The sequence below is a fragment of the Bhargavaea massiliensis genome (assembly GCF_018390575.1).
GTDB lineage: Bacteria > Bacillota > Bacilli > Bacillales_A > Planococcaceae > Bhargavaea > Bhargavaea massiliensis.
This window is the reverse complement of sequence record NZ_JAHBCJ010000007.1, coordinates 168519-185690: the sequence shown is the minus strand read 5'-3', so window position 1 is coordinate 185690 and position 17172 is coordinate 168519. Positions and strand designations below refer to the sequence as shown.

General features: G+C 54.4%; 15 protein-coding genes and 1 other annotated feature. Of the genes, 6 read left to right on the top strand and 9 right to left on the bottom strand.

The features are described 5' to 3' along the window. Positions 1-47: 47 nt before the first annotated feature. From KHA84_RS12055 to KHA84_RS12040, 4 genes are all read right to left on the bottom strand, one after another. The gene (locus tag KHA84_RS12055) at positions 48-1508 is read right to left on the bottom strand and encodes an amidase family protein (RefSeq protein ID WP_213423765.1); all 1461 of its coding nucleotides are present in this window, start codon (positions 1506-1508) and stop codon (positions 48-50) included. A 51-nt stretch (positions 1509-1559) separates the two neighbouring features. Continuing rightward, on the bottom strand, positions 1560-1715 hold the full coding sequence (locus KHA84_RS12050) for a Fur-regulated basic protein FbpA (protein ID WP_213423764.1): 156 nt from the start codon (positions 1713-1715) through the stop codon (positions 1560-1562). 84 nt (positions 1716-1799) lie between these two features. After that, the gene (cax, locus tag KHA84_RS12045) at positions 1800-2864 is read right to left on the bottom strand and encodes a calcium/proton exchanger (protein WP_213423763.1); all 1065 of its coding nucleotides are present in this window, start codon (positions 2862-2864) and stop codon (positions 1800-1802) included. A gap of 248 nt (positions 2865-3112) precedes the next feature. Next, positions 3113-4333, bottom strand: coding sequence for a carboxylate--amine ligase (locus KHA84_RS12040; protein WP_213423762.1), 1221 nt, complete (start codon positions 4331-4333; stop codon positions 3113-3115). A 414-nt stretch (positions 4334-4747) separates the two neighbouring features. Here KHA84_RS12040 and KHA84_RS12035 point away from each other — a divergent pair, with 414 nt between their 5' ends. Beyond that, on the top strand, positions 4748-6232 hold the full coding sequence (locus KHA84_RS12035; RefSeq protein ID WP_213423761.1) for a peptide MFS transporter: 1485 nt from the start codon (positions 4748-4750) through the stop codon (positions 6230-6232). Between the two features lie 201 nt (positions 6233-6433). Here KHA84_RS12035 and KHA84_RS12030 read toward each other — a convergent pair whose 3' ends face one another. From KHA84_RS12030 to KHA84_RS12020, 3 genes are all read right to left on the bottom strand, one after another. Next, complete coding sequence (locus tag KHA84_RS12030) at positions 6434-6679, bottom strand: hypothetical protein (protein ID WP_213423760.1); 246 nt, start codon at positions 6677-6679, stop codon at positions 6434-6436. A 200-nt stretch (positions 6680-6879) separates the two neighbouring features. Continuing rightward, entirely contained in the window at positions 6880-7755 is an 876-nt protein-coding gene (ypfJ, locus tag KHA84_RS12025) for a KPN_02809 family neutral zinc metallopeptidase (RefSeq protein ID WP_213423759.1), read from the bottom strand. Positions 7756-7892: 137 nt separating this feature from the next. Continuing rightward, complete coding sequence (locus KHA84_RS12020; RefSeq protein ID WP_213423758.1) at positions 7893-8741, bottom strand: STAS domain-containing protein; 849 nt, start codon at positions 8739-8741, stop codon at positions 7893-7895. Between the two features lie 231 nt (positions 8742-8972). Between KHA84_RS12020 and KHA84_RS12015 the strand changes: the two genes are divergently transcribed. Beyond that, positions 8973-9149: a TspO/MBR family protein gene (locus tag KHA84_RS12015; RefSeq protein ID WP_336511147.1), complete on the top strand. Its 177-nt coding sequence runs from the start codon at positions 8973-8975 to the stop codon at positions 9147-9149. A 57-nt stretch (positions 9150-9206) separates the two neighbouring features. On the opposite strand, the gene KHA84_RS12010 is transcribed toward KHA84_RS12015, so the two are convergent. After that, positions 9207-9824, bottom strand: a complete 618-nt coding sequence (locus KHA84_RS12010; protein WP_213423756.1) for a hypothetical protein — start codon at positions 9822-9824, stop codon at positions 9207-9209. 351 nt (positions 9825-10175) lie between these two features. After that, positions 10176-10397, top strand: a binding site (T-box leader). 63 nt (positions 10398-10460) lie between these two features. Between KHA84_RS12010 and KHA84_RS12005 the strand changes: the two genes are divergently transcribed. Both KHA84_RS12005 and serA read left to right on the top strand, forming a co-directional pair. Further along, positions 10461-11621, top strand: coding sequence for a pyridoxal-phosphate-dependent aminotransferase family protein (locus tag KHA84_RS12005; RefSeq protein WP_213423755.1), 1161 nt, complete (start codon positions 10461-10463; stop codon positions 11619-11621). Next, positions 11621-13240, top strand: a complete 1620-nt coding sequence (gene serA / locus KHA84_RS12000) for a phosphoglycerate dehydrogenase (protein ID WP_213423815.1) — start codon at positions 11621-11623, stop codon at positions 13238-13240. Before KHA84_RS12005 ends, serA begins: the two co-directional genes overlap by 1 nt. 50 nt (positions 13241-13290) lie before the next feature. Here the strand turns inward: serA and KHA84_RS11995 are convergent, their stop codons facing one another. Continuing rightward, positions 13291-14082 carry an HAD family hydrolase gene (locus KHA84_RS11995; RefSeq protein WP_213423754.1) on the bottom strand — a complete coding sequence of 264 codons (792 nt, stop codon included), beginning with the start codon at positions 14080-14082 and terminating at the stop codon, positions 13291-13293. Positions 14083-14386: 304 nt separating this feature from the next. On the opposite strand from KHA84_RS11995, the gene KHA84_RS11990 reads away from it, so the two are divergent. Both KHA84_RS11990 and KHA84_RS11985 read left to right on the top strand, forming a co-directional pair. Beyond that, positions 14387-15574, top strand: coding sequence for a glycerate kinase family protein (locus KHA84_RS11990; RefSeq protein ID WP_213423814.1), 1188 nt, complete (start codon positions 14387-14389; stop codon positions 15572-15574). Further along, entirely contained in the window at positions 15571-17022 is a 1452-nt protein-coding gene (locus KHA84_RS11985) for an SLC13 family permease (RefSeq protein ID WP_213423753.1), read from the top strand. Before KHA84_RS11990 ends, KHA84_RS11985 begins: the two co-directional genes overlap by 4 nt. Positions 17023-17172: the final 150 nt, after the last annotated feature.

The window sequence follows — 17172 nt, the reverse complement described above, 5'->3', positions numbered from 1 at the left end:
GGGTGTAAATTATATCACAGAAGGCATTCGTTCCGATAGAAATGCCATCACTCATTCGGTGGCTTGATCCGCCCGTGTTCCCGTTGCTCAAAGGCATAGGCAAAACTGATCAAGAGCGGTTCTGCAAACGCCCTGCCATAGAAAGCGATGCCGAATGGCTCGCCTTCCTCCGTCTTTCCTGCCGGAACCGCAACGCCAGGATATCCGGCTGCGGCGCCAAAGCTGAGCCCGTGGTAGTGGGGAAAGACAAGCGCGCTGATGTCATGTTCCCGGAATGCCCGTTCCAGTGCCACCTCGGATGACAGATGCCGGTTCCGCTCAAGCGCTTCCAAGTAGGCCCGTTCCGTCAATGTCCCCGAAGTCCGGTCCGACTGCTCCAGCATGTTCTGGCCGTACTTCAGCGTTTCCTCCGGATGCCGGCTGTTGAATTCAATCACGTCGGATAGGGTCCGGATCGGATTGCTTGCAGGCGTCCTGCCCAAGTAGGCGTTCACAGCCGCCTTGAATTCGTGCATGAGCACATCGTAGCCCAGGTCATCTTCCATAACGCCGAGATCGATGTCCTCGATGATTTCCGCACCGCACGCTTTTAGGACTTCCAGCTTTTGGTCGAACACTTCCTGAATCTCACTGTCGGCTTCATTTTCGAAAATGTTGCGGGCGACACCGATCCGTGTTCCCGTTAGCGCGTCTGGGTCAAGGCAGGCTTCCCAGTCGCGCCCCTCCCATACACTACTCAGGGAAGTGACGGGGTCTGCCGGATCCTCACCGATCATTTCACGGAATACAAGCAGCGCGTCTTCCACGGTCCGGGCAAGCGGGCCGGCAATGTCTTGCGTGATGGATAGCGGAATGAGCCCCGTCCGGCTGATGGCGCCGACAGTCGGCTTGATTCCGACAAGGCTGTTTTGCACGGCCGGTTCGATGATGGATCCGGTTGTTTCGGTACCGATCGATGCTGCCGCCAGATTTGCAGCAACGGCCACGGCCGATCCCGAGCTTGAGCCCCCGCAGTCAAACTGGCCGTAAGGGTTTTTGACCTGTCCGCCCCTTGAGCTGTAGCCGTTCGTCATTTTGTCGGACATGAAGTTGGCCCATTCGGTCATGTTCGCTTTACCGAGAATGACCGCCCCCGCTTCCCTCAGCTTCTTGACGAGGAAGGCATCTTCCGCCGCGTAATGGTTTGCTAGGGCAAGCGACCCGCAGCTGGTGTGCATCTTATCCCCGGTGTCCATATTATCCTTTAGCAGGATCGGGATGCCGTGGAGCGGCGAACGGACGCCCTTCATCTTTCGCTCATAGTCAAGCTTCTTGGCGATCTGGAGTGCGTCAGGGTTCACTTCGAGGACGGCATTGACATTTTGGCCATATTCCGAAATCCGGGACAGATACATAATCGTCAGTTCCTCGGCCGTGACCTCCCCTTTCTCCATCTTTACCTGCATCTCCCGGATGCTTGCCTCATCCAGCCATTTGTCCCGGATGCGTTCCAGTCGTTCGTTGTGCATCCTCATCCCTCCATAACAAAAGCCGGCCGGCTGATGGCCGTCCGGCAATGATTATTGTTCCTGCAGTTCGGTATATTGTTTCAGCAATGTATAAATAGGCAGCTCGTACAGTTGCTTGCCGTCAATCTTGAAAACCCCTTCATCCACCAGTTTATCGATGATGGACTGCTTTTTCTCATCCATCGGACCTTCTTGCAATTCTCTCATGGTGCATTCTTCTCCTTGCTCATGATGATACCGATTTCATAATTCCCCGATTGGACGAAAACGAAACCGGATTTGTTCCATCGGTCAAAGGAAGAAGAACCCGATGCCCATGATCAGATAGGCGGCAAGCAGGGTCAGCCCCTCGAACCAGTTTGACTCCCCATCCAGCGTGATGACGACCGTAAGAAGTGCTGCCGTAATCATCGCAACCAATTCCGCAACAGTGAACACCAGCGGCATCTGGACCGGCATCATCAGCGAGACGAGAACAAGGGCAGGTGCTACGAACATCGCGACCTGGAGTGTCGAACCGACGGCAATCTCGACGGATACATCCATCTTGTCCTTGACAGCCAGGATCAGGGCAGAGGCATGCTCCGCAGCATTTCCGACGATGGCAACGATGATGACCCCAATAAAGAGCTCCGACCAGCCAAAGCGCTCTCCGATATCCTCGAATGTATGTACAAGGTTTTCGGAGACAAATGCCACTGCGGCGGTTGCCATCAGCAGAACGAGGATCGCCTTGCCCTTTGACCATTCCGCTTCTTCCTCTTCTTCCGGCTTGCCGCCACTTTCTTTGTCGGAACCCGTGAAGAACCCGCGGTGGGTGACCAACTTAAAGAACAGACCCGCCAAGTAAAGGAGGATCATGATCACCGAGATCCCGACACTCAGGCTGATGGTGCCCCGGTCATCCATCCCCTGGGAGAAAATCTCCGGGATGACGAACGCAACAATGATGGCAAAAATCAGGAGCCCGGCATTATAGCGGGCATCCCGCAAACTGAAGTTCTGCCGCTTATGCTTAAGCCCGCCGAGGAAAAATGACAGCCCGAGCACAAGAAGCAGGTTCCCAATCACCGAACCGGTGAGGGAAGCCAGCACAATGCCGATCAGTCCCGCCTTGAGCGCAAAGATCGAAATGATCAGCTCGACCGCATTCCCGAACGTCGCATTCAGCAGCCCGCCGATCCGCGGTCCCGAAATGATGGCGAGCGATTCCGTCGCCCTCCCCATGATCGCCGACAGGCCGATGATGCTCACACAGCAAAGAATGAACATCACCAGACTGGTCCAGTGCAGGAAAGAGCCCGCTACTACGAGCGGGACACCAATGAAAGAAACGATTGTGAAGATTTTATTCAACTCTATTCCCTCCGTTACCTCGGCCGTATGGTGAACTATACCCCGCTGCATTTGGGTAATAACATCAGTTGGGGCCTTCAATCAAGAGCAGTCAGCAGGCGACCCCAAATCAGGCGGAAAAGCGGTATCATGCTATGTATGACCAAAGCGGGGTTGCCCTGAAAACAGCTAAGCGGCCCCAGTCCTATAGATACAGGACTGAGGCCGCTTGAATTGGCCGGGTAGGGTGGTGTGACTTCGGCAGTGTTTTAAACTTTCGGAGGATGCTTCCGGAACTTCCTGTAGTAATTCACTGTGGAGGCCCAGACGACCGCCCTGCGCTTTAGATTGGTCTCAAAGTCCGCCTTTAGCGGATGAAACGCCCGCCCCCGCCTGTAAAGCATTTTCACTTTCGAACGGAGCTTCGCCGACTTGATCTGCTTCAGGAGTAGACGTTTCGGTACGACATTGAAAAGCGCTTCCTCTTTGTTCACGACCGCGCCGAGGTTCAGCTTTCTGATCCGGTCATCGACATAATAGGTCGCCGGGTTATGCCCGGCTGCTGTGACGTAGTAATTGCTGACACCGAGCCTGCCATTCAGTTCGAAGAACACGTACTTGCCTGTTCTCTCATCATATTTCAGGTCGAAGTTCGAGAATCCGGTGAACTCAGTTTCGGCGATCAGTTTCCGCACGTCTTCCGCGACGCTGTCTTCCGGCCTTGCAAGGATGGCGAGGTGATTGCCGATGCCTGAAGGAGTGTGGTCTTCCAGCAGGATTTGACCGAACACGATCAGCTTGACTTCCCGATCTTCAGGAGAGGTATATGCCGTTACCACGGCAAGCGACCGGTCATCACCGGGTATATATTCCTGCAGCACAATCGGCTTCTGGTAGCCGCCTTCTCTCATCATCCGGTAGAATCGGCGATACTCGTCTTCGGATTTCGCAAAAAACACTTTTTCTTTTCCTGCAAAATAGAGCGCCTGGTAGGACGGCGAGTCAGCAGGCTTCATCACAATCGGGAACTCGAAGGGCAACTTCTCTTCGAATTCCGTAATCACCAATGTCTTCGGGTAAGGCACGCCGGCTCTTTCACACGCCGCGTAAAAACTTTCCTTATTGGTTGCCCGTTCAAATACTTCTTCGGAGACGTACGGAACAATCCAATGCTCCGGAAAGTTGTGCTGAAGATGGACAAGCATCTCGGCGTAGCGGTCATCCGCACCAAGGATAATTTTCTTCATTCCTGGAAAGTCCCGGTCGATTTTTCCGATCGTTTCAAAAAAACGATCGGGCTGGCTGATTTCCGGTTGTACATAGTTTTTTAGAATCTTGGAATTTTTTATTGGCCCGATGATCATGGGGCTAATCACATTCGTCTTCACATGGTAGGCTTCGTAAAATGCACGCGCCAGGCTGTATGCACCCCTGTTGCCTCCTACGATGACCGGGATGAATTGAATGGTTGATTCAGACTTGCTTTTCATTAATGGACCCCTCTCACGCCGATCCGCTCTTCTGCTAGCTGCCGACGCTTTAAATTCCACTCAATCATATGAAATAGGTTTTAATTCGTCAATGATTACTCGTTTATCCACCAATCACTTCTATCAGCGGCACGCCCATCTCTAAAAGCCATATTTAACGGAGCAAAGGGGATTTCCGGGAGAAAGGTAAAGCCGCCTGGCTGCAGCAGATGTTGACGACTGCTTCATCTTACGGATTCATAAGGATATTTATTATTAATAATAGGGCTGATTTTGTGTTTTAATTATTCAAGTATAATTATTCTATTCAGAATCCCCTTTAATTCTCTCATATTTATTGGAATAAATTATTTTTGACAATTGAAAATGCGGGGAGTAGTATAATATGGTCTACAATTAAGGAGGTAGCACAATATGTCGCGTCTATCGCACCGTGAAATTGTGGAGAGTGTCCCTCAAAAAGGGTTCTTCGGACACCCGAAAGGACTGTTCACTCTTTTCTTCACGGAATTCTGGGAACGCTTTTCTTACTATGGGATGAGGGCCATCCTCGTATTCTATATGTATTACGAAGTTTCGGAAGGCGGCCTTGGCCTGAGTGAACCGCTTGCCCTTTCGATCATGTCGATCTACGGATCGCTCGTCTACATGTCCGGTATTATTGGCGGCTGGCTTGCCGACCGGGTCTTCGGTACATCAAAAGCCGTATTTTATGGCGGAGTCCTTATCATGCTCGGTCATATCGCCCTTGCCATTCCGGGAAATATCGCTCTGTTCTTCGTCTCGATGGTGCTGATTGTCATCGGTACGGGTCTCCTGAAACCGAACGTATCGAGTGTTGTCGGGGAGATTTATCCGAAGGATGACCACCGCCTTGACGCAGGCTTCTCCATCTTCTACATGGGGATCAACCTGGGCGGTTTCCTTGCACCGCTCATCGTCGGGGAACTCATGAAAACGAGCTTCCACCTCGGATTTGCCGTAGCAGCTGTCGGGATGTTTATCGGACTGGTCATGTTTGTCATGACAAAAAAGAAAAATCTCGGTCTTGCCGGCACACAGGTGCCGAACCCGCTTTCTTCTAAAGAAAAGAAAAATTGGATCAAATACACGATCATCGGCCTGGTGGTTATCGCAGTTGTATTGGCTGTGATGATTCCGCAGGGCTGGGTCACAATCGAAGGTGTCATCGCGCTTGTAGGTGTGCTCGGGATCCTGATTCCGACTCTTTACTTCATCGTCATGTACCGCAGTCCGAAGACGACACCGACAGAGCAGTCACGGCTGATCGCCTATATCCCGCTGTTCATCGCGTCGGTGATGTTCTGGGCCATCCAGGAACAGGGCTCGACGATCCTCGCGCGGTACGCGGATAAGCGGACAGACCTTCACGCATTCGGCTTCGAGATTTCGCCGGCTTGGTTCCAGTCGCTAAACCCGCTGTTCATCATCGTCCTGGCACCGGTGTTTGCCTGGATGTGGACACGTCTGGGTGACCGGAACCCATCGATTCCGCGTAAGTTCTCATTCGGACTCCTGTTTGCGGGCCTGTCGTTCCTCGTAATCCTGCTTCCGGGCATGCTCGGCGGTGGAGACGCGCTCGTCAACCCGATGTGGCTTGTATTGAGCTACTTCCTTGTTGTCCTTGGTGAGCTTTGCCTGTCGCCTGTCGGCCTTGCCGCTACCACGCGCCTGGCGCCTGCGGCATTTTCCGCACAGACGATGAGCCTCTGGTTCCTGTCAAACGCAGCAGCACAGGCGATCAACGCCCAGATCGTCAAGCTGAACACACCGGAAACGGAAACCCTTTACTTCGGAACCATCGGAGGACTGTCGATTGTCCTCGGGATCATCCTTTTCCTCGTTGCTCCGAAAATCGTCCGATTCATCAAAGACTAATGCGAAAGATGTCCGGCCATTGTGGCGGGACCGCTGAAAAAGTCCGAAGTAAGAGCCGTCATTCAGCGTGGCGGCTCCTTTCTATAGCATCCGGTTGATTTCCGCTGCGGGTGCTTGCTTTCCGCGGGCGGTCCGCGAGCCTCCTCAGACCTCTGCGGGGTCCTGCGGGGTCTCGCCTGGCCCACTTTTCCCGACAAGGAGTCAAGCACCCTCCGCTTCAATCAATAAATATCTCAAGATATATAGGAACCTGTCCGATGTACTGACGATGAGCTGGACTATTGTCACCAACTGATCGACGTCATCGAACAGGAGGAAACCCTTCCGAATGTCCCTAAGGTCAAGGAACGGCTGAACCGCCTGAAAGAAATCGTTGCTGATGACGTGGAGCAATTGCGAGCCTCTGAAGATGAAAATGCCCGTGTCGGTCATAAATCTGCGGATCATGCAATATTCTCAGTCAATCTGAAAAGAATCTTGAAACTGTTGGACACAAAGAAGGGACTATAACGTGACTTTCTGGTGTTTCCATATAAAAAGAGCCGCCATTTCATCCGGAAACCGGATAACAATGGTGGCTCTTTTTAGCCCATAGGATATTCAAATAGCTTTTCAGTGGCCTCATTTGGGCCGGACGTCTTTTCCTGTTATTTCAAAAGTTCGCTGAAGGTGTCGCCGTGATCGAGGTCACCGTATTTAAAGCCGCGGTTAAACCATTCCATCCGCTGTGCCGAGGATCCGTGGGTAAAGCTTTCCGGTACCACGTATCCGCGGGCGCGGCGCTGGATGGTGTCGTCCCCGATGGCGCTGGCCGCATTCATCGCTTCCTCGAAATCGCCTTCCTCCAGATATCCTTTTTCCTGGGCATGCTTTGCCCAGACACCGGCCAGGTAATCGGCCTGAAGTTCCATTGCCACCGAATAGCGGTTGTACTCTTCTTCACTCACCCGCTGGCGGATCCGGTTCACTTCCTCATTGACGCCGAGAAGCGTCTGGACATGGTGGCCGACCTCATGGGCTACGACATACGCCATGGCAAAGTCTCCCGGCGCATTAAAGCGGTTTTTCAATTCGTTGTAAAAACTCAAATCGATATAGAGCTTGTGGTCTCCCGGACAGTAAAACGGGCCGACCGCAGCGCTGTTAAATCCGCAGGCCGATTGGACGCTTCCGGTATACAGGACCAGTGTCGGCTCCTGGTAGGCCATTCCGTTTTCCTCGAAGACCTCGCCCCAGATTTCCTCGGTGTCTGCGAGAACGACGGCCACAAAGTCAGCAAGTTCCTCTTCCTCTGCAGTTTCCACATAACCGCTGCCGCCGTCCTGGATGCCCGCTCCGGACTCGTCAGAACCGCCCACCCCGAACAGGCCGTCCAGACCGCCTCCGAACAGCAGAAACAAGATAATTCCGACAATCCCGAGACCTCCGCCTCCTATTGCAACCGGGCCGCCTAAACCGCCCGCTCCGCCCTGCCCTCTGCGGTCCTCGATATTTGAACTGCGTCTTCTGCCTCTGGTCTTCATGATGCTTCCTCCCCGTCCGATCATGTTGCGGCTGTTGTTAATTGTCCTTTACCCAAAAACCGCCCGGGTCATACTTGAGGTGAGGATTTACTGTATCGGACGACTCCGGGAAGTGCCGGACGGCGGATTTCCTCGATCTACCTTTTTGAATCAGGGGTATTTTCCAACGCCTGCTGGAGAGAGCTGTAGGTGGCAATTGAGTTGAAATCGAGCCCAAGATGGATGGATGTCTGTGCAATTTCGGGACGGATTCCTGTGATAGTGGAACGGATACCGAGCAGGCTCAAGATTTGGGTAAACTCGAACATCTGCTGGGCAACCATCGTATCGATAATGGACACGCCCGACAGGTCGATGAACAGATGGATGATATCCAATTGCGCACAACGTTCAGGAACGGTCATCTTGAGGATACGTGCCCGATCGGTGTCAATGTCACCGATCAGCGGAAGAATGCCCCTCTCCCAGTCAATCTTGATGACAGGCGTACCAAGCTCCCGGATCAGCGTCTGCTGGGCAATCAGCCGTTCTTCTGTCATTTCATGATAGCTTCTGGAGAACTCATGGAACAGCTCGTCAAAAGCCTGATTCATCTCGCTGCCCCACCTCAGGACATCCGTACGCTGGACCTCTTCATTATTCGCGCGAATAAACCGTTCGATAAATGACCAGTAGACCGTGCGGAACCGCATGACTGCGTCGAACACTTCATGGATCGGCGTATTGCTCCTGATGCGGCTTTCCGCCACCAACTCCGCCCATTTTCTTTTCATCGCCTCAAACTGGCCTGTCTGGCCTGATAACCGGGTTGCGATGGAACGGATCGTCAGCCGATTTTGTTTACGGAGCATCTTGACCGCATCATCGCCGGCTGCCGCCGAATAGACGGAGCCAAGTTTAAGTATGCGATTCGACAGCCACTCGTCGGTCATTTTATCCGCATTCTCCAGCAGATTTTCGTAAAGCTTTTCGTTGAGCGTCTTCATCAGAACATTTCCCCCTTCTCCGCTTAGTGTTTCACATTGCCCTTGTTTCTTCAGTCTACCATTATCTTCGTTTCGTTTCAGAGCAGGCGACAAGCCCTAATGCGGACAGGGGCAGAGACGTATAAACTTAGAAAGAAGGGATCCGATGGAACGGTTTCACGTCAACGGAAAGATTGACGGCAAAAAATGGGCTTCCGGCCTCGCCGGGCCGGTTTTCGGCGGCGCCGCAGTGTGCTGGCTGGCCAACCGGAATGGCAGACGATCTTGCTTGGCGCCATCGCCTTGACAGCGGAACGCGTCTACAAGGTAGACAAGACCGCCGGAATGCTGATCATCCCTTATATGGGGTGGGTTTTGTACGCGCTTGCGCTGAATGCCTCCATCTGGAAAAAGAATGATTGGAAGTAAGCAAAATCCGGCACGTCTCCTGCGTGGAGCGTGCCGGATTGTTTATAGATATCGTGGTTATTGCCGTTCAGCCATCAGGTTGGCAAAATCCGATTTTACGGTAACTTTCAGATCCTGTACTCTTTTGTCTCGCTGGGCCGTCCGTTTTGCCGCAAGTTCATCGCGGACGGTTTTTTCCAGCCGGTCCTGAAGGTTTCGGGCATGCTCGATCTCTTCCTGGACTTCCGCGGCGCCGAACCGCTCGGTAACAACGTTGTAGCCGCCGAACAGCTGGTCAACCGGTGTCTGGTCCAATTCCTGCACAACCGCGATGATGGCGATATGCTCGTCCTTCATCCGCAGTGTCATCGACCAGAAAAGATTGGCGTCAGGCATCATGTGAGGCGCGTTTTCCTCCGTGCCGACAGAGCCTCCGACACCAACGCTGAGCAGCGTTCCGACAGGCCCGGCAACGACACCAGTGATGCCTCCGATAATTCCGCCAATAATGGATTCATCCGCCTCCGCTCCCGAATCGAATGAACGGCGCAGGCTGATCATTCCATGATCTTTCTTGAAAATGCCGACCTGCGCAATCTGCGTCTCACCTCCCGCATTCTGCATACTTTCCAGTTTAGCCAGTGCATCAAGCGCGGCCTGCTCTTCGCTGAAATAACCTACAATGACATTTTCCAACGTGATAAACTCCTTTCGCCTGTAAAATCCTCTGATCTTTCTTGGTATTCCCGCTTCACGGAAATTCAAGCCAACGGATTCTGATCAGTGCGAAAAAGAGTCAATCGAGTAAAGCATGCCAACTGCCCAGTGCTGGCGGGCGGCAGCCGATCAAGATTTCTATCGAACGTCCTGCCCCGATGTTTGAATCGCTAAAACCGAACATTAAAGAATGAAATGACGATAAAGATATGTTTTCAAGGTGAAAACCCTTACAAAAGTGAGTCACAAGAAATTCAACCCTCCAAAACACGAATGATGGGTTGACATCCGATTTCAGCGTGTTATGATAGTCACAACTTAAGCAATCGTTCAACAATTTTGAAGGAGACATGCGTCCGGGATCGGGGATCCCAAGAGAGCCGGTGGATGGTGCGAACCGGCGATCCACCCCGGACGTTCCGCTCCTGATATTGGCGGGCTGAACCAAGTAAGCCTGTCCGGTCATGGCCGTTATCCATGTCAATGAAGACCGCCGGATTCCGGCGGTGAATGAGGGTGGCACCGCGTGGCTAAATGCCGTTCGCCCCTTGCAGACTGCAGGGGGACGAATGGCTTTTTTCATTCAATTTTCATCAGACCGAGGAGGAAACAGACATGCTGAAAGACCAACAATTTCTTCGAATTCCAGGACCGACTCCGGTACCGCCGAGCGTGCAGCGCGCGATGGCGCAGCCGATGGTCGGGCACCGTGCCAGCGAGACGGCCGAACTGATCCGGCGTATCCGCCCGGGACTCAAGAACGTGTTCGGCACAGAACAGGACGTGATGATTTTCGCGGGAAGCGGAACGTCCGGACTTGAAGCGGCGGTCGTCAACACGGTCGGCGAAGGCGATGAGGTCATTGTTGCCGTCACCGGCGCCTTCGGCAGGCGCTTCGTGAAGATTCTCGATGCTTACGGCGTGACCGTCCATGAGATTGAAACGGAATGGGGACATTCGGTCTCGCCCGGCGAAATCCGCGAAGCTTTAAAGAAGAACCCGGAAACCAAAGCAGTCTTCGCCACTTTCTGCGAGACGTCAACCGGAGTTCTGAACCCGGTGGCCGAACTGGCGAAAACGGTCCATGATGAATCGGACGCACTGTTTATCGTCGATGGCGTTTCGTGCATCGGCGGTGTTGAATCGAAGATGGATGAATGGGGAATCGACATTCTTGTCACCGGCTCCCAGAAAGCGATGATGCTCCCGGGCGGCCTCATGTTCGCCGCCTGCAGCGACCGCGCCTGGAAAGTGATCGAGGCGAACCCGCGCCGCGGTTTCTATCTCGACTTCACGAAATACCGGGATAACCTGAAAAAAGACTCGACGCCGTTCACTCCTGCCACTTCCCTCCTCTACGGTCTCGAGCAGGCACTCCAGCTGATCGAGGAAGAAGGATTCGGGGAAGTCATCGCCCGGCACGAACTCATGAAAGACATGACCCGCGCCGCGTTCAAGGCACTCGGCATCCCGCTTCTCGCCAATGACGAAGACGCCTCCCCGACCGTCACGGCGGTCCGGCCGGATGGCTTCGATGCCGCCAAGCTGCGAAAAGTGCTCAAGGAAGAATTTAACCTTGTCATCGCAGGCGGCCAGGAACACCTGAAGGATGCCATCTTCCGGATCGGGCATATGGGCTATGCATCTCCGGGTGATGTGCTCCAGACACTTGCACTGATCGAAATCGGCATTCAAAAAGCGGGGCAGAACATTCAGCTTGGCACAGGCGTCGCCGCAGCTCAGCAGATTTATTTAGGGAAAGGGGATCCACAATGATGACTACAACAATCGAAAAGGAAAACGCAGTGAAAAACGCCGTCATCCTCATCAGCGACCCGCTCAGCGAAGAAGGGCTTCAGCCGCTCCGTGAAGCGGAAGGCGTCGAACTCAAGATCCGGACCGGCATGACACCTGCTGAACTCCTCCTTGCCGTGAAAGAAGTTGATGCTCTTCTTGTCCGCAGCCAGACCCAGGTGACCCGCGAAGTGATCGAAGCGGCCGGCAACCTGAAAATCATCGGACGCGCCGGTGTCGGCGTCGACAACATCGACCTGGAAGCGGCGACCGAGCGAGGCATCATCGTTGTGAATGCGCCCGACGGCAACACAAATTCTGCCGCGGAGCATACGATCGCCATGATGACCGCCCTCGCCCGGAACATTCCCCAAGCCTTCCTATCTCTGAAGGAAGGCAAATGGGACCGGAAAAGGTTCGTCGGGGTCGAACTCAAGGAAAAGACGCTCGGCGTCGTCGGCCTCGGCAGGATCGGCGCGGAAGTCGCCCGCCGTGCCAAGGGACAGCGCATGTCGGTCATCGCCTATGACCCGTTCCTGACAGAAGAGCGCGCCAAGGAAATGGGCATTGCAGTCGGCACGCTGGATGAAGTCGTGGCCGCAGCCGACTTCATCACCGTCCACACGCCGCTCATGAAGGAAACCCGCCACCTCATCAATGCGGACCGGTTTGCCAAAATGAAAGACGGCGTGCGCATCATCAACTGCGCCCGGGGCGGCATTATCGACGAGGTTGCGCTTTATGATGCAATCGAATCGGGCAAAGTCGCGGGAGCGGCGCTCGATGTATTCGAGACCGAACCATTCACAGGCCACCGCCTGCTCGACCTGCCTCAGGTCATCGCCACGCCTCACCTCGGCGCGAGCACAATCGAGGCCCAGGAAAGCGTTGCGATTGATGTAGGCCGGGATGTCGTCCGCTTCTTCGGCGGCAATCCGGTACGCAATCCGGTCAACATGCCGTCCGTGTCGCACGAGGTGCTGGCAAAAATCGGGCCGTTCTTCGACCTGGCCGAAGATCTCGGCGCCTTCATCTCTCACCTGGCCGACAAGCCGCTGACCGAAGTGAACATCCGATATGCCGGCGACCTGGCCGAATTCGACGTCCGCCCGCTCACGCGCAATGCGCTGAAAGGAATCCTGAAGCGCAACCTCGGCACACATGTAAACGACGTGAACGCAAAGTACCTCGCCGATTCGATCGGCATCGGGGTCACCGAGCATAAATCTGCACAGACAAAGGGCTTCCAGCACCTGATCACCGTAGAGGTGAAAGCCGGTGACGAGACGCACAGCGTGTCGGGCACACTGCTCAACGTGCTCGGCGAACGGATCGTCAAAGTGGATGATTATGTCGTTGACGTCGTTCCGGCCGGCCATCTGCTTCTTATCAAGCACAAAGACCAGCCGGGTGCGATCGGCCGTGTCGGCACCCTTCTTGCAGAAGAAAACATCAACATCGCGACCATGCAGGTAGGCCGTTCAACTGCAGGCGGAGATGCAATCATGATGATCACCGTCGACAATGAAGTCAAACCCGAAGAAGTCGGCCGACTCCTCGAAATCGAAGACATCCACGCAGTCCGGACGATTGATCTTTAATAGAAGGAAAAAAGGCTCCCGCAGCAAGCGGGAGCCTTTTCTGGCTTTCTTTATCGGTTTGCGTCACTGATCACGTCGGCGAGTTGGCCGAGGTGGCTGATTTCGTAGGCCGGTTTTACTTCCGCGTGCGGTTCGTTGCCTTCGCGGTTCAGCCAGACGGAGCGGATGCCGGCCCGGTTTGCGCCGAGAATATCGGTCATCAGGTTGTCGCCGACCATGAGCGCTTCTTCGGCACGCGTGTCCGTTCGTTCAAGGACATGATGAAAAATCGAAGCATCCGGCTTGCCGCGTCCAAAGTCTCCCGAGATGACGATCAGGTCAAAGTACTGTGAAATCTCAGGCGTGATGGTCAGTTTCTCATTTTGCAGGCTCGGCGCACCATTTGTAAGAAGCACGAGCCGGTGGTCGTTTTTCAAGGTTTCCAATACCTCGAACGATTCCTCATAGACGAACGGAGCTTTCCGGCGTTCCGAGATAAACTTGGCGACCAGTTCATTCGCCAGCTCGTAATCTTCCACGCCGACTTTCTTCAGCCCTTTTGTCCACGTGTCTTTCTGGTAAGTGCGGATGATGTCGCGCATGCGGCGGAAATCATCGCCCGGATCTTCGAACGATCCCCAAAGACCCTCGAACGGATTAATGCCGATCATTTGGGTGAATTCGTATGTATCATACGAGGAATAAAGTTCCCGTGCCGATTCACGCACTTTTTCCTCCAGGTTTTTCGGATCCACCTTTGCTTTTTCCGCTGCAAACTCGCATGTGCGGTCAAATGCCGTCTGGATGCTTTTCTTGTCCCACAGAATCGTATCGTCCAGGTCGAAAATAATCGTCCGGATCATCGGGAACGCCCCCCTTTCTACTGCTACCCATTATACCGGATTTCAGGTTAAGCCGGCGTAAAAGTTGGAATGTTCTGCTCTCCCTCCTATCAGCTCCTGATAATTGTACTGATTGGATTCATCACATGTACCTCTTTGGTCCGCCTGCTTCAGATAAATTTCAATTTGCACCTCCTTCCTTCCGGTCCGTTAGCCCCATTTTTATCCTTCTCATCATTTCCTCATGATTCTCTCAGTGGATTCTTCCCTTCAGCGGTTAAAGTGGCGATGACATGAAAGAGAAACGGGAGGAATTCAAATGGATATGAAAATTGTAATGGTGCCTTCAGGATTCAAAGAGTGCATGCAAGCAGAAGAAGTGGCAGAAGCAATGGCAAGAGGTGCGAGACGGGCCGGGAGCAGGATCCAGGTGGAAATGCTGCCGATGGTCGATGGCGGAGAAGGTTTCGCAAAGGCGATCACAAAATTGAAAAACGGAAAGCTGCTCTACCGAACTGTCACCGGGCCGGTCGGGGAACCCGTGCCAAGCTATTTCGGGCTGTTTACGGAGCATGGAATCAAAACCGCCGTGATTGAAATGGCCGCGGTTGCCGGGCTTTCCCTCGTTCCGCGTGACAGGAGGAATCCGCTCCTGACCACGACCTATGGCGTCGGTGAACTGATCCGCTCGGCAATGGACGCGGGTGCGGAGCGCATTTTGATCGGATGCGGGGATTCCGGTACGTCGGACGGCGGCGCCGGGATGGCCCAGGCACTGGGTGTCCGCTTTCTTGATCAGCATGGCCTGTCTGTGTCCATCGCAGGGGGCGGCGACCTCTCCAAGGCAGAGCGGATCGACGTTTCCGGCATCGACCCTCGCCTGGAGCAGGTCCAAATCGATGTGGCCTGCAACCACCGGAACATTCTATGCGGCGAACGCGGTGTCGCCCGTGTGTTCGGCCCGCAAAAAGGCGCGACGCCCGAGCAGGTCGGACAGTTGGCTGCGGCACTTGAGCACTATGCTGGGATGATCATGAATGTACTAGGCAAAGATGTGCGCTTCCAGCCGGGCAGCGGCGCATCGGGCGGGCTTGGCGCGGGCCTTGCCGCTTTTACCGGCGCCCGTCTGCATTCCCGCTTCGACATCATCCGCCAGTACATCAATATGGAGCGGGTCATTGCAGGTGCGGACCTCGTCATCACAGCTGAAGGAAGCCTCGACTTCCAGACGCCCGATGGCAAGATTCCGGCTGAAGTCGCCCGCATCGCCAAACAGTACAATATCCCGGTCGTCGCCATCGCCGGGACGATCGGAAAAGGGGCAAACCTGAACTATGATGCCGGCATCGATGCGTATATGAGCATCATCCAAAAGCCGACAACACTGGAGAAATCGATCCTGAAAGCCCCGAAATGGATTGAAGACACAACGGAGTGCGTGATCCGGCAGATATCCATCGGCCTTTCGATTGCCGAGAAAAGCAGGATGGTTTACGGGGTTGCTGCGCAATGACCACCCGTGCAGAACTTCACCGGAAGCAGAGGTCCTGGACAGCGGAATCGTTAGAAAAAGTACCGAAGCCGGTACTCGTGGTTTCCGGTCTTCACCTTTTGTATGCCGCACTCATCGTGCCGGCGGGCAGTCTCGGATATGATGCCAAAATATCACTTTTTGCATTTTTGTCCGCCATGACCCTTTGGGCCGCCACCCGGCTTCCCGCTGGGTATGTGGCCCTCTCCCTCGTCCTCTTCATCATCCTGATGAAAGCGGGCGAACCGGATCTGCTTTATCAGTCGATGGCCGAGCCTGTAGTCTGGCTGATGATCGGGGCCTTTGTCATCGGAGAAGCCTTTACGCGTTCGGGACTTGCGGACCGGCTGACCCATTCGGCACTTCGCCGCTTCGAGAAAAAAGGCAGCCTGCTGAACGCGCTGACCGCACTGCTTTTCGCTACTTCGTTTTTCATCCCGTCCACGTCCGGGCGGGCGGCGCTTGCCAGACCCATTCTCAACCAGCTCGGCAACCGCTTTTCTCCCAGAGAACGGCAGGTTCTTTCGGTCCTTGCCCCTTCGGTGATCCTGATGAGCACATCCGCGACACTTCTGGGAGCGGGTTCACACCTGATCGGGATCGGGCTGCTTGAAACGGCTTCCGGACAGTCGATCTCTTTTGTCCGCTGGCTGGTCTGGGGTGTGCCTTTTGCTGCGGCCGCAACAGTGGTCACGGTCGCGGCCATCCGGCTGACGATGTGGCCGAAAAGAGAATCGGAAGCCAGTGTTCCGGAAGACTCCCTGCCCGCACCGCAAACCCCGGAAAAAATGAGCGATCCGGAAAAGCGGACACTCCTTCTGATTTCTGTCATGTTGCTCGGCTGGATGACGGACGGCCTCCATGGCTACGGGATTGCGTTTGTAACGATGGCAGGGGCCGCTTTGGCGATGGTTCCCGGATATGGAATTCTGTCATTCAAAGACGGGATCCGGTCGGTTTCCTGGAATCTGATTCTCTTTGTAGCCGCCGCTACGGCACTTGGCACAGCCCTGATCCAGACAGGTGTCGTCAGTGTGGCCGAAGAAAAGCTGTCCGGACTGCTTCTGGCTGCCGGCCAGGCTCCCGAGTGGCTGCTTGTTCTCATTCTCGCCGCGGTGTCGGTATCGAGCCACCTTTACATCACGTCACACACAACTCGCGCCGTGGTGTTGGTGCCGACGCTGATCGTGACTGCGAAAAGCATCGGCGCCGATCCGGCCGCAGCCGTATTCCTGGGGCTGATCGGCATGAACTATTGCCTGACGATGCCGGTCAGTTCCAAGGCACTGCTCCTGTTTTACGAGGAAGGTGATGGCTCCTTCAGCGCCAGGGATCTGGCAAAGCTCAGCAGCCTTCTCGCGCCAGCCTATATCGCAATCATGGTGCTGTTCTACTTCACCTACTGGAAGTGGACGGGGCTCGGGTTATAAGGAAGGGAAGCGTGCACCCGGAGTCCGGCTGCATGCTTCTTTCTTTATCAGCCGGGCAGAGTTTCAGTGAATGAAAGCACACCATCCCACAAGCCGCAAATTCCATAGAACCAACAAAAACTTTCATATTTGTCTGAGTTCTCTACTGAA